This window comes from Paenibacillus sp. IHB B 3415 (assembly GCF_000802655.2).
GTDB classification, from domain to species: Bacteria; Bacillota; Bacilli; order Paenibacillales; family Paenibacillaceae; genus Paenibacillus_AQ; species Paenibacillus_AQ phytohabitans.
In genome coordinates, this window is record NZ_JUEI01000001.1 from 34,056 (window position 1) to 47,677 (window position 13,622).

The 13,622-nt window shown below is 47.6% G+C and carries 11 protein-coding genes; all 11 read left to right on the top strand.

The features are described 5' to 3' along the window. Positions 1–134: 134 nt before the first annotated feature. The 11 genes from QW71_RS00150 (at position 135) to QW71_RS00200 (ending at position 13,517) form a co-directional block, all read left to right on the top strand. Positions 135–314, top strand: a complete 180-nt coding sequence (locus QW71_RS00150) for a hypothetical protein (protein ID WP_039291547.1) — start codon at positions 135–137, stop codon at positions 312–314. A gap of 334 nt (positions 315–648) precedes the next feature. Then, positions 649–1,083, top strand: coding sequence for an NUDIX domain-containing protein (locus tag QW71_RS00155; protein ID WP_039291549.1), 435 nt, complete (start codon positions 649–651; stop codon positions 1,081–1,083). A gap of 122 nt (positions 1,084–1,205) precedes the next feature. Continuing rightward, positions 1,206–1,970: a TSUP family transporter gene (locus QW71_RS00160; RefSeq protein ID WP_039291552.1), complete on the top strand. Its 765-nt coding sequence runs from the start codon at positions 1,206–1,208 to the stop codon at positions 1,968–1,970. A 23-nt stretch (positions 1,971–1,993) separates the two neighbouring features. After that, positions 1,994–2,440: a GNAT family N-acetyltransferase gene (locus QW71_RS00165; RefSeq protein ID WP_200905859.1), complete on the top strand. Its 447-nt coding sequence runs from the start codon at positions 1,994–1,996 to the stop codon at positions 2,438–2,440. Beyond that, complete coding sequence (locus tag QW71_RS00170) at positions 2,433–3,605, top strand: alanyl-tRNA editing protein (protein WP_039291555.1); 1,173 nt, start codon at positions 2,433–2,435, stop codon at positions 3,603–3,605. Before QW71_RS00165 ends, QW71_RS00170 begins: the two co-directional genes overlap by 8 nt. A 129-nt stretch (positions 3,606–3,734) precedes the next feature. Continuing rightward, a complete protein-coding gene (locus tag QW71_RS00175; protein ID WP_039291558.1) occupies positions 3,735–5,306 on the top strand; it encodes an ABC-F family ATP-binding cassette domain-containing protein in 1,572 nt (523 codons plus the stop codon). A gap of 136 nt (positions 5,307–5,442) precedes the next feature. After that, complete coding sequence (locus tag QW71_RS00180) at positions 5,443–7,794, top strand: ABC transporter permease (RefSeq protein WP_039291560.1); 2,352 nt, start codon at positions 5,443–5,445, stop codon at positions 7,792–7,794. A gap of 47 nt (positions 7,795–7,841) precedes the next feature. Beyond that, positions 7,842–8,618: an ABC transporter ATP-binding protein gene (locus QW71_RS00185; protein WP_039291563.1), complete on the top strand. Its 777-nt coding sequence runs from the start codon at positions 7,842–7,844 to the stop codon at positions 8,616–8,618. Positions 8,619–8,640: 22 nt separating this feature from the next. Next, positions 8,641–9,321: a response regulator transcription factor gene (locus QW71_RS00190; protein WP_039291566.1), complete on the top strand. Its 681-nt coding sequence runs from the start codon at positions 8,641–8,643 to the stop codon at positions 9,319–9,321. Further along, a complete protein-coding gene (locus QW71_RS00195; protein ID WP_052769796.1) occupies positions 9,308–10,594 on the top strand; it encodes a sensor histidine kinase KdpD in 1,287 nt (428 codons plus the stop codon). The genes QW71_RS00190 and QW71_RS00195 overlap by 14 nt, the downstream gene beginning before the upstream one ends. A gap of 214 nt (positions 10,595–10,808) precedes the next feature. Next, positions 10,809–13,517, top strand: a complete 2,709-nt coding sequence (locus QW71_RS00200) for a P-loop NTPase fold protein (RefSeq protein WP_039291569.1) — start codon at positions 10,809–10,811, stop codon at positions 13,515–13,517. Positions 13,518–13,622 lie beyond the last annotated feature (105 nt).

Sequence of the window (13,622 nt, forward strand, 5' to 3'; positions counted from 1 at the left end):
AAACCGAACCGAGCAGACAAGCCCATTTTCAGGCTTGTCCGCTTTTTTACTTCTGCCATGCTGTGTATATTCTATACCGATCTTTGCCAAAATAAACCGAACCGAGCAGCACACTACGTAGAGGAGGCAATGCAGTGGAGGAATTTACAACACCGGATAAGAACCTGGTTAATACCGTCAAGGAGCTTGATCAGGACCCGGTCACCAGCCAGGAAGCGCAGCAGATGGAACAGAAGAAGAGTGACATCCGCAAGGAATCTCTAAAGGATGACAAAACGACCTATAAGAAAAATGAGCAGAATACGTATAAATGATTTGCTCCTGTAAGTGAAGCAGGGGCCATGCGGGCGGGGGGGGGGACCCCCAGATGGAACAGAAGAAGAGTGACATCCGCAAGGAATCTCTAAAGGATGACAAAACGACCTATAAGAAAAATGAGCAGAATACGTATAAATGATTTGCTCCTGTAAGTGAAGCAGGGGCCATGCGGGCGGTGAGGGCAACCTCACCGCTTTTTTGGTATTCAATGAAGTAGACAGTACCCTTTCCGTCTGACAAAGTACAGCCTGGTATGCTATAGTCGATTGTAAATATGCAAACTAATGTTCTCTTTAATTGGTTAGCTGATCAAACAGGAGGAATTACGAAATGGAACCTTTCCGGTTGTTGAGTGTAGTCCATGTATTTCTGATCAAAGACGGGCAAATATTGCTGCTGCGGCGCTTGAACACAGGACATCATGACGGGGATTATGGTCTGCCTGCGGGCAAGCTGGATGGAGGTGAGGAGTTGTTCTCCGCCGCCATCCGTGAAGTCCGGGAAGAATGCGGTGCTGTCATCGCGCCATCAGACCTTGAAATGCTCGGAGCGATGCATATCCGGATTTCCGGAAATGAACGGATTGATTTCTTCTTCAGAGCGGAGCATTGGAGTGGTGAGATTAGCAACACCGAGCCGGATAAATGCGATGATTTGCGCTGGTTCCCGCTGGATGATCTTCCGGAGAATGTAATTCCTTTTGTGCAGGAGGCCTGGAGCAAGTTCAGGGATGGTATCTGGTTTGCTTCACATGGATGGGCGTGACAGGAGTAACCGGAGCCGTGCGCATTTTCACAAATCTATGGTGCATCCCGCCAAAATTGTGTATGCTGAATGAAGTTTACTGAAAACAAATGTAAAGTACATAGCAGGAGGATTTCCGCAGGATGGAAGATTGGACGATTGGCATGGTGGCAGTATTGGTGCTTTGCGGTTTTTTGGCCGGATTAATTGACTCTGTGGTAGGCGGGGGAGGACTGATTGCAATTCCTGCACTGCTGTCCGTAGGGATTCCGCTTCCTCTGCTGCTGGGCAGCAGCAAATTAGCCGGGTCAATGTGCTCGCTGACCAGTACGGCCTCTTTCGTGCGCTCTGGCAAAATCAATTTCAAGCTGGTCCGGACACTGATTCCGTTATCCATCATTGGGGCGGTGGCCGGTACACTTACCGTCCGTCAGGTACCTTCAGAGTTTCTGAAGCCGCTTGTCATTGTAATGCTGGTAGTGATAACGGTCTATACTTTGTTCAAAAAAGCCTGGGGGGACGTATCCACCTTCTCCGGCAGCAATGGCAGAACACGGCTGATCGGGATTACCGCGGCACTGGTCATAGGCTTCTATGATGGCTTCTTCGGACCGGGAACCGGATCTTTTCTGATCTTTGCTTTTCTGATGATGGGCTTCGAATTTGTTACGGCCGCCGGCAATGCCAAAATGCTGAATTTTGCCAGCAATATCACGAGTCTGCTTACGTTTATAGCCCTTGGCTCTGTCAGCTATACCCATGGGCTGATCCTGGGTATTCCGATGGTGATCGGAGCTATTGTCGGCTCCAGAATAGCTATCCGCAATGGAGCGGCTTACATCCGCCCGCTATTTATAACAGTCACTGTCATATTGATCGGCAAGCAGATATGGGATACGATGCATTAAGTACATATATTGGAGTGGATGAGATGGAGATCAGGATCATACAGAAAGAAGAAGCATGGAAACTGAGACATGAAGTGATGTGGCCCGAGCGTGAGCCGGATTACATTAAACTTACGGATGATGAGCTTGGCGTACATTACGGGCTGTATCTGGGAGAACAGCTGGTTTCGGTGTTATCCCTGTTCATTAATGGTACCGAAGCACAGTTCCGCAAGTTTGCTACGCTGGAGCTGGAGCAGGGTCTGGGCTACGGCAGCAGACTGCTGCAGACCGTACTGAAAGAGGCAGAGCAGGCAGGGGTACAGCGGATCTATTGCAACGCAAGAACCTACAAAGCTGGGTTCTACAAGAAGTTCGGCATGCAGGCTACAGAAGAAGTGTTCAGCAAAGGCGGCAAGGACTATGTCGTAATGGAAAGGTTCTTCACGCCCGCTGAAGACGGCAACGGAAAGGAGTCTACCCATGACTAAGAAGCTGTACTATGATTCGGCCTACTTGAATGAATGGAGTACAACCATAAGTGGTACCGTTGAACGTGAAGACGGGCTCTATGTGACGCTTGCAGAGACAGCCTTCTATCCCCATGGCGGCGGACAGCCTTGTGATACAGGGTACATAGGTGAACTACCAGTGCTGGATGTAGTGCTGGAAGATAATGAGGTGCTTCATAAGGTAGCGCAGCTCCCTGATCAGGCTGAAGTCAATTGCAGAATCGACTGGAACCGGAGATTTGACCATATGCAGCAGCATAGCGGACAGCATTTGCTGTCGGCGGTTTTCCGTGATTTGTACCAGGCTATGACCCTGAGCTTCCATCTTGGCAGTGACTATGCCACGATTGACATCGGACTGCCGGAGCTGTCTGCTGCGCAGATGGCGGAAGCAGAACTGGAGGTCAACCGGCAGATATACCTGAACCGGAGCATTGTCAGCTACTTCGTGACTGCAGAAGAGATGGCCAGGCTGCCGCTCGTGAAGCTGCCTAAGGTGACAGAGGATATCCGGATTGTTGAGATTGAAGGTGTCGAACACAACGCCTGCGGGGGGACGCATGTAGCTTCAACAGGAGCCATCGGCATGATCAAGCTGCTGCGTTCCGAGAAGCAGAAGGGCAATACCCGGATTACCTTCAAATGCGGAAGCCGTGCACTGGATGAATTCAATGACAATGTACGTATTCTGGGGCAGCTGTCAGCCAAGTTCAATACCGGCAAAGACGAGATTATGGACCGGATCGGCAAATGGGAGACAGAGCAAAAGCTGCTTCAGACTGAACTGGCTGCGCTTAAAGAACAGAATGATATCTATCTGGCACGGGAGCTATTATCCGCTATGGAACCGGGCAGCCAGGTGCTTACGTATATCTCCGACACCAGAACGCTTAAGGATTTGCAGAGCCTGGCTGTTAAGCTTACAGCACTGACGGACCTTCCCGTTCTGCTGGTGAGCGCGGCGGAGAATAAGGTGGTGCTCGCCCACAGCGGTGCTGCGGATCTGTCCTGCGGAGCCTTCTTCAAAGCCCATCTCGGCGAATACCAGGGCAAAGGCGGAGGCAGCGACAAGCTGGCCCAGGCCGGCTTCCCGGCATGGGAAGCAGCCGTGGCCTTTTATGATTTTGCCAAAGGACTACTCTAATTCAAGTAAAAAGGCCGCGGATCGCGGTCTTTTGTGTATTCGGAGAACGGCAATGCGGATTTAGTGTTATAATCACCCCTGTGTGTGGATAGATGAATTCTGATGTTATGAACCAAAGGGGCGATAGGTTTGAGCGTAATACGTATGGAGAACGTGACTAAGAAATATGAGGATACATTGATCTTCAGAGATATCTATTTCCGTGTAAGCAAAGGTGAACGCATAGGTCTAATCGGACGCAATGGTGCAGGTAAATCGACGGTTTTCAAGCTAATCATGGGACAAGAACAGCCAACGGCCGGGAACGTGGAGCTGGACCCGAAGGTTAAGATCAGTTATTTCTCCCAATTCTCGGAGCTTTCCGGGTCCTTGTCTGTTCAACAGGAGTTGGAGCTGTGCTTCGGGCAGGTGACGCTTATCGAACAGGAGCTGCATCAGATCGGGGAACAGCTTGGGCAAGTAACGGATGATAACCAGATGAATACCCTGTTAGAACGGCAAGCGGAGCTTTTTGAACAGATGGATCATTTGGATGGCTGGAATGTCTCCGTGGAGATTAATACGGTGCTCACTAAACTGGGGTTTGATGAGAGATCACGGCATCAGCCTGTAGAGGAGTTATCAGGAGGGTGGCGGAACCGCGCGGCACTGGCCAAGGTTTTAATTGAGGTACCCGATGTCGTATTGCTTGATGAACCTACTAACTTTTTGGATATGGAAGGAATCGTATGGCTCGAGCAGTGGCTGCACCGTTTCACCGGGGCGATGCTTCTGGTCTCACATGACCGGCAGTTTATTGACAGGGTAGTTACACGGACCATAGAAATCGAGAATTATCATTTTCAGGAGTACGAAGGCAATTATACCGATTATGTTCAAAAAAAGAAGATGCGCAAAAAGGTACTCGACCGTCAGTTTGAATGGGAGGAAGAACTTCTACTTATGGAGTCTGAAGCCATTGATACCCGGGGCCGTAAAAAGTCTCCCAAAGACCGCCTGTCGCGCAAGTTGACGGAGATCAAAAAGCGGGTGGAGCCGCATCCGGTGAATGTCCTGATTACCGATATTTATAGCAATTTGCGTTTTCCGGACAAGCTTGCTGAAGTGAAGGGAATTGGCCAGACCTATGATGACCGGACCATCTTCCAGAACATTAGCTTCGACATTCAAAAGGAAGACCGGATGGTCATAGTCGGCCCTAACGGAAGCGGGAAATCGACGCTAATCAAGGTGTTGACGGGTCAGGAGGAGCCGGATTCCGGGGTTGTGACTTGGGAGAGAGGTGTCAGTTACGCGTATTTCAATCGTATGTGGGACGAGCTTGATCCTAAAGATACAGTAAGTCATGCGGTTAATGTGTATGGTCTGGGACTCGATGCGCCGCGGAAAAAAGTGAACAAATTCCTGTCTATGCTGCAATTCTCGGAAATAGATCTGAGCAAAAGGATCGGACATCTATCCGGCGGCCAGCAGGCCAGAGTAGCGTTAGCGAAATGTCTTCTCTCCGGTGCTGCTGTGATCATCCTGGATGAGCCTACCAATCACCTGGACCTGACCAGTATTCAAGTGATGGAGCAGGCACTCATTCATTTTCCCGGAGCGGTAGTTACCGTCAGTCATGACCGGTTCTTTATTGATAAAATAGCGACGAAGATGCTTACCTTTGACCCGGAATCGGGGATCTCGGAGCAGGACGTTTAGGTAAGAAGTAATTAGAGAGCTATGGATCATTCCGTAGCTCTTTTTTTGCGCGGACTTCTTTTGCGGCGACTTAAGGATTATTTAATAATTGACCCGCTATACTCAGGACAGAGCTTGACGAAAGGAGAACAACATCGTGTTCCTGAAAATACTTAAAAAAGATCTGCGGCGTAAAAAAGTGATGAACACCGTTCTATTGGTACTCATTATTCTGGCTTCAACGCTCGTAGCAAGCAGCTCCAGCCTGATGTATTCGACGTCCAGTGCCCTTACCAGCTTCATTAGCAAAAGTAAAGTGGCTGATCTTAATATCACACTGGCGGATACTCCCGAATATAACGGGGCGGTCAAGGACTGGGTTAAGAATGAGAAGAAAGTGGAGACGGCGTATACGGAGAAACAAATCAGTCTTTCACTGGAGCAAATCAAGATGCCAGAGGGGCGTACCAGCTTTTCCGGCAATACGAGTCTTGTACTGTCCGCCATTCCGGAACAGGTGAACCTGATCTTCGGCGCAGATAATGAGCCCTATACCCTTCAGCAAGGGGAGATTGGACTGCCTACGAATCTGATGCTGACTAGCGGCATCCAAACCGGAGACCGGATCAGCTTCCAGCTGGAAGGGATTACGAGAACTTTTACCGTCAGCGGATACTTCAAGGATGCATTTATGGGTTCGAATCTGCTGGGCCTCAAACGTCTGATAATCTCCACAGAAGACTTTAACGAAATTGAGAAGACGCTGCCGGAGAATTCCCGCGTGAATTTATGGAGTTTCAACGCTGTTCCGGGTATCGAGCCTACTGAACTGTCCGGAGCCTTTGCCGGTGCGGATCTGCCGATTAACTTCGAGGTCGACAAGTCGCTCGTTGCGATGTCCTATATGACGGACCGGATCATCTCCGCAATGATGTTTGCGATCAGCCTGTTCCTGATCTTCATTGCCTTTCTTACCCTGCGGTTCACGATTGTCTCCACATTGCAGGATGAGTACAAGGAGATCGGTGTGATGAAGGCGATTGGCTTCAGGAACCACGCGATCAAACAGCTCTATTTAACGAAATATATGGGGCTGTCCTTGTTTGGCGGCATCATCGGACTTGGAATCAGTCTTCCGCTTACAGGGCTGATGTCCGGCAGGACTTCGCAGTATATGATTCTGCCGGGCGGCAGTATCAGCATCATTATATCCGCGTGCAGTACTGTAGCCATTATAGGTTTCATTCTGCTGTTCTGTTTGCTCTGTATGCGCAAGATTAACAAGGCTTCCGCCATTGACGCCATCCGGCAAGGCCAGACAGGAGAACGCTTCAAGGCTTCCCGCAGAATTCATTTACATAAAAGCCGCTACCTGCACACCGCATTCTTCCTGGCGCTGAGCGATGTGCTGAACCGGTTGAAGAGCTACACTTCACTCATCATGACTCTTGTCCTGAGTACAGCGATCATCCTCATCCCGGTTAATCTGACCAATACGATCGTTACCCCTAAGTTTTTGGAGTATTTCGGCACAGTCGGGGCGGATTTCTATACCAAAACGGAAATGACTGAGAAGTCTGTGGATGAGATCCAGCGGGAAAAGGCGATACTCAGCCAGAGCTTCCGCGATAAAGGCTTCGATGTCTCGCTCACGGCCAACTATGCGCTCCTGATCAAATATATCTCAGATGACGGTCAGGATAACCGGAGGATTAACGCCCAGAAGAATGATCAGGACGAGTCCATTCCATATCTGGAGGGCACTGCACCCATACTTAAGAATGAAATTGCCATAACGAGCATCATGTCCGAAAAGTATGGCAAGAAGGTGGGGGATAATATCCAGTTTGAAATAAATGGGGAAAGAAGCAATTTCATTATCAGCGGACTGTTCCAGAGTATCTCTAACGAAGGTTATGGCGTCTGGATTGCCCGGGATTACAACCCGAAGGTTATATCAGCTTACCTGTTCTCTGGTAATATCCATGCCCCGGAGGAGCAGAAGGCTGAAATTATTAAGGACATTCAGAGCCAAATCAGCGGACTTAACATCAAATCGGGGATGGAAATGCTGGGAGAGACTACCGGAGGATTCATGAGCCAGCTGAAAAGCATTAATGCTCTGCTCACCGCGATCATCTGCATCATTACGTTCTTTATTACGAGTCTGTTCGTCAGGTTGATGATTACGAAGGAAGTGCACGGCATTGCGGTCATGAAAAGCATCGGCTTCACGAATTCAGCCATCCGGCTGTGGCAGGTACTGCGCATTCTGATTATTATGGCTGTCTCATTAATCCTTGGGGTGATTGCAGCGAATACCCTTGGAGGACGTCTGCTGGGACTCATCTTCCGGATATTCGGTCTGACGAAGCTGGACCTCGTCCTCATCCCGCTTCAGGTCTATGTCTTCTATCCGCTCCTGATGCTTGCTGTCGTCATGCTGGCGGTATACTCCAGCTGCGGACAAATCAGGCGCGTGCAGATCTGGAATATGAATAAAGAATGAGTGAGTGTTAGCGAACTGCAAACAACTACCCAAGGAGGAATACAGAAATGGCAGCCGTACTGGAAGTAACCAATCTGTGCAAAACCTATATCGTCAATAAAGGACAGCATAATGTCCTGCGGAATATTAATCTTACGCTTCATGAAGGAGAGTTCGTGTCCGTGATGGGACCGTCCGGATCGGGCAAATCAACGCTGCTCTATACTGTCAGCGGGATGGACCGGCTCACGGCGGGGGAAGTGGTGTTTGACGGGCAGAGCCTCTCACAGCTCTCCGAGAAAGAGATGGCCGAGCTGCGCCTGCATAAGATGGGGTTCATCTTTCAGCAGATGCATATGCTGAGCAATCTGTCCGTTTATGATAATATCATTCTATCGGGCTATCAGGCGCTATCCGGCAAAGGAAGCGGGCGCAGCCGCAGTGATGTCAATCAATACGCAGATTCCCTGATGCGGAAGCTGAATATTATTGAAACTGCGGCACATGACATTACAGAGGTATCCGGGGGACAGCTGCAGCGGGCCTGTATATGCCGGGCGCTGATTAATGAGCCGGCGATGCTGTTTGCCGATGAGCCGACAGGTGCGCTCAACTCAAAAGCAGCGCAGGAAGTGATGTCCGAGCTGTGCCGGATCAACCGTGAGGGAACAACCGTTATGATTGTGACCCATGATGTGAAGGTAGCCGCACAGAGCGATAAGGTATTATATATGGTGGACGGCAATATTCAGGGCGAGCATGTTCTGGGCAAATATTCACCGGAGCAGGGTTCGAGGGAACGTGAGCGCAGCCTGACGGGCTGGCTGATGGAGATGGGCTGGTAACAAGCAGCAGGAGGAGATAGCCGTGGCGGATATTCTGATCATTGAAGACAATGCGGAGCTGGCGGAGGTGATTAAGGATTTTTTGCAGGTGGAGGGATATTCTGTATTCATTGCAGCCTCCGGAGAAGAGGGACTGGCATATCTGGAAGTGCATGCGGTCAAGCTGCTGCTGCTCGATATTATGCTGCCGGAGCTTGACGGCTTCGCCGTCTGCAGACTCGCCAGAGAGAAGTTCAATTTGCCGATTCTGATTATGAGTGCACGCCATGGGGATGACAATAAGATTATCGGTCTGGAGCTAGGTGCAGATGACTATCTGGAGAAGCCTTTTTCGGTCAACCTGCTGACAGCCAAGGTCAAAGCGCATCTGCGGCGCAGCTATGATATGAACGATGATAAGCAGCTGCTGGCCGATGGAGACCTTACACTTAACCGGACCTCGATGATGGTATATAGAGGCGGGCAGCAGCTCGGGATGACGGCCAAGGAATATGAGCTTCTGGTGCTGCTGATGAATAACAAGGGAAAGGCCCTGCGCAAAGAGTGGCTGTTCCAGCAGGTATGGGGAGCAGACAGCTTCAGTGAGCCTTCGACGCTGACGGTACATATGAATAAGCTGCGGGACAAAATCGAACTGAACCCCAAAGAGCCGAGGCGGATTGTAACCGTCTGGGGGGTAGGATACAAGTATGAAGGCATATAACAAACTGATTCTCTGGACAATACTCGCCGGGTTCATCGTGATTGCCATTCTGAATGCATATGTATCCTACCGGGAAATACGGGAGCCCGGCAAAGCTTACCGGGTGGAGATCAACCGGATCATTGATCAGGTGCAGCGCGGGGTGCTGCCGGAAGAGATTATACTTACTCCGGGAGATTATACATATGTTAACGGATTAAGCTGGATAGATCAGGGGGCGGAAGCACAGGCTGTTGAGCGGTTTTTTGCCGGAATAGGTGTAGCGGATTCATACGAATTCACGGTCAAACCAGTCTTTCTGGAGCAGCAGCTGACAGGGTATTTAAGGTTCTCATACCGGTTGCCCGGTGCGGATCACAGCGTATTCCTAATCCTGAATGTGTTCCTGCTGGCGGCGCTTGGGGCGGTGACTGCACTGCTGTTCTATATCCGGAAGCAGATCCTGCAGCCGTTTCACACCTTACAGGAGTTGCCTTACGAGTTATCCAGAGGCCAATTAAATACAGGTATGAAGGAGCACCGGAGCCGGTTCTTCGGCCGTTTCGTATGGGGGCTGGACCTGCTGCGGCAGACACTGGATGCCCAGAAGCAGACCAATCTCCGCCTGGAAAAAGACCGCCAGACGCTGGTAGCCTCATTGTCACATGAGCTCAAAACACCGGTCGCCGCAATCAGGCTGTACGCCAGTGCCCTAGACGGCAGCCTCTATGACAGTGAAGTGAAACGCCAAGCGGCCGCCAGACTGATTGGCCGGAAAGCGGAGCAGATGGAGCAGCTGATCGGGAATATTATCACGGCCTCGGTCTCCTCCCTGCAGGAAATGGAGGTCGTGCCGGGAGAGTTCTACATCAGTGAGTTGATCCGGAAGGTTGTCCCGGGTCATAAAGAACGGCTGGAGCTGCAGAAGATAGAGCTGAAGGTGGGGCCTTATCAGGACAAACTGCTGCTGGGTGATCTGGATAGGCTGCTTGAAGTACTTAATAATCTTATCGAGAATGCGATAAAATACGGCGATGGCGGTACGGTCAGCATGACCTTCCGGGAAGAGGACTACCGCCAGCTCATCGTCATTGAGAATTCAGGCGAACCGCTATTGCCGGGCGAGCTGCCCTATATCTTCACCAGCTTCTGGCGCGGCTCCAACGCGGACGGGAAGCCGGGCAACGGTCTCGGACTCTTCATCTGCAAACAGCTGCTGATGAAGATGGGCGGCGATATCTTCGCGGAGCCGCTGGAGCACGGGATGCGGTTTGTGGTGGTGCTGCGGTACTGAGGTATGTGCCTCATATTAGCCTTGTTTCGTTGACAATCTTAAAGGAAGCTGACAAAAAAACTCAAACCTAGGTTTGAGTTTTTTTGTCAGTAGGGAGACTGGGATTTCGAATAAATACTGGTGTTAACGGCAGTACTCAACCTATAATATGATTACTGGGATTTTATGCAATCTTGAACCCATCTACTTTTAATAACAAAGGGTGAAATTAGGATTGAAAACGATTTTTAAGTGGCTCAATCATATTAAGTTTTGGGCAATTAAGCTCCTTCCATTGATAATGACAACAGCTTTCATTTATTTCGGGCTACTGGTTTTAAGGGTTTCTGGAGCAGCGTTATTCGGCAGGGATTATGCAGGTTATGACAGGCAACTGATTATATTTGTTTATTCTTTTATTGGATTATTTATGGTGTGGGGTTACTTACGGGTACTCTGGTCTTCTGGCCCATGGAGTGATAACCCGCTAACCAAAAGAAAATTGCTTCGCATTAATGGCGTAGCGCTAGCGATTTTATTGGATCATATAATGAATGATCATAATTCTGGTTTGAACAAACCGTTGTTCTCCATTTTATATGATGTGACTTACATTTTTGCTGGATTGTCACTAGTGAGGTTGGAAATTTCTTTTCTGCTATTCTCAATCCTTAAGTATGAGCAGGCCGATAGATTACGCAGGCTTGCCTACCGGATGGAATTCTTAAAAAGCATTATTGCGGATAATAAAGGTACAGGCGCTGGTACAGATAACGATAAAACTCAGAAACCCGGTTTCAACACGGAAGGTTCACTCGGAAAGGAAGGAAAGGATAAACTTAATCGTGAAGAATTTGCCAAGCATGTTGCCCAAACCATTGAAAAACATATAAGTACTGCTAATGAAGGGGCATTGACGATTGGATTATATGGTCCTTGGGGTTCAGGGAAGTCCTCAATTTTTGACATGATGGAAAGGGTGTTTGTCAGTAAAGAGGACAAGCCGGTTATCGTCCGATTTCAGCCCTGGTTCTTTGGGAAAGATTATATGAACCTAATTCCCGAATTTTTGAATAAACTCATAGATTCCATTAAAGAGCATTCCCCAGATTATGATGCCGGGCTAATTCATGATCTGAAAACATACAGGAAATTCCTGACTCCGATAAGCCTGAGACCTCCCGGACTGATCATTAACCTTAAGGATTTTCCAACAAATACAGTATTCAGTAAAGATTATCAAGATGCTGAAGAGTTGCGTGAACATATTGTAAACCGGCTGAAGAAGGCCAAAATCAAACTTGTTGTTTTTATTGATGATTTGGACCGGCTGGATAATAAAGAAATTCAAATGGTATTCAAGTTAGTGCGTATGATTGCAGATTTCCCCAAGACTACCTATGTTATTGCACTAGATGAGGAGATTGTCAGCAATTCGCTGGCACAGCTCTATTCCAAGGATTTCTCGAAAAATGTTGGGAAAGAGTATTTAGAAAAATTCATTCAAGTTCCGTTATACATTCCAGCCTGTGATCCTGTGCTCTTGGCTAAGCTTGGTTGGGAGATGATAAAGCCGATATTGGTGGCAGAAGAAATTGAGATTAACCAGAGACAGATCAGTGAAATTCTAACAGAACTGAAAGTCTCTCCGCGCAATTTGCAGCGCCTGACTAATTTGTTACAGCTATTTCTGCCATTACTTAAGAAAGATGTATTTCCACTTGATCTGATTAGATTATTAACCATCAAAGTTAGTAAACCGAATTTATTCGATTTTATTGTGGAGCATGGTGATTTCTTTCTCGGTAAAACTGAAGATGAAGAAACGCAGTCAGTATTACGTAAGGAATTAAAGAAAGATTATGCTCAATATCTGTTCGTGATAAAGAAGCTTTTCCCTTTAATGGATACCAATCAGAGAGATGAGAAATGGAAGCTGCAAAAACGGATAGGCGATCCTGAGTACTTCTGGACCTATTTCATGTATTCAGTGCCGCAAAATAAATTGTCTGAGAATGATATGGATAATTTCTACTCTGCGTTGGAATCAGAAAATTCTAAGGCTAAATCTGAAGAACAGCAGAACTATCTGGTTCGAAAGACATCACCAGAAGTGTTTTACCGGAAGCTGGAAGAGAAAATCGCTTCGTCTAATGAGAACAGAAATTTGATGCTCCTTATATATTTGACTACTAAATTCAACGCGGAATATGATAAGGAGAAATCTTATACATATGGTATTGAAGGTAAAACGATAACTTCCCTGTTCTCTCATTTATACAATAGTCCTTGGAGAACATCTGCCATCAACATTATATTCGCAAACAATGCTACCAATCTCGCTCTGACGGGGATAGTCTATGCTCAAATAACCAGCGCAGAAGAGCTTAAGAAAGATATTCAAAACTATTTATCGACCTGCTTTTCTTATTCACTGTTAATGGGGCATCATGAAGATGACATAAGAAGAATATATCATGCTTGGTCGGAAACTGCGGAGGAAGATGTAAAACAAAATATACTAAAAAATTGGTCTAGTCAATATGGAATCGAAGCTATAATAAGATTTCTTATGACAGATGTTCCATACGAAGATATGCTACTATTAGAATCTTACATAAATGTACTGAAGTACGTACCATTACACACAATTGAAAAGGGTTTAACAGGTTTAGAACATATTAAATCAGTTTCCAATATGATTGATGAGTTCAATATGGGTGGGAATCGTTATTTGATAATCCTCAGCTATATGCATAATACGATGTATGATTTTGTTCTCAATACGTTGAAGTTGATAGAGGAAAAAGACGGACTGTTAACATTTGAATTTTCACAAAAAGCTACAAGCTTATGTGAGTTGGGCAATTCGGAGCATATCGAAGAGATTATCCGTTTGCAAAACAAGTTATTATTTAATGATATTCACCAGGATTTTGCATAGATACTAAAACTGAACCGGCTGCTTGCCATAGGGGCAAACCATAATCCATACTTAAATCATTATTAAAAGACCTGACTGGCAGCCATTAGCCGGATCAGGTCTTTT

What these genes read in the sequence shown, in the direction of transcription:
- QW71_RS00155 (WP_039291549.1), top strand. Translation starts at nt 649, where the DNA reads ATGGAACCTTTCCGGTTGTTGAGTGTAGTCCATGTATTTCTGATCAAA.
- QW71_RS00160 (WP_039291552.1), top strand. Translation starts at nt 1,206, where the DNA reads ATGGAAGATTGGACGATTGGCATGGTGGCAGTATTGGTGCTTTGCGGT.
- QW71_RS00165 (WP_200905859.1), top strand. Translation starts at nt 1,994, where the DNA reads ATGGAGATCAGGATCATACAGAAAGAAGAAGCATGGAAACTGAGACAT.
- QW71_RS00170 (WP_039291555.1), top strand. Translation starts at nt 2,433, where the DNA reads ATGACTAAGAAGCTGTACTATGATTCGGCCTACTTGAATGAATGGAGT.
- QW71_RS00185 (WP_039291563.1), top strand. Translation starts at nt 7,842, where the DNA reads ATGGCAGCCGTACTGGAAGTAACCAATCTGTGCAAAACCTATATCGTC.
- QW71_RS00195 (WP_052769796.1), top strand. Translation starts at nt 9,308, where the DNA reads ATGAAGGCATATAACAAACTGATTCTCTGGACAATACTCGCCGGGTTC.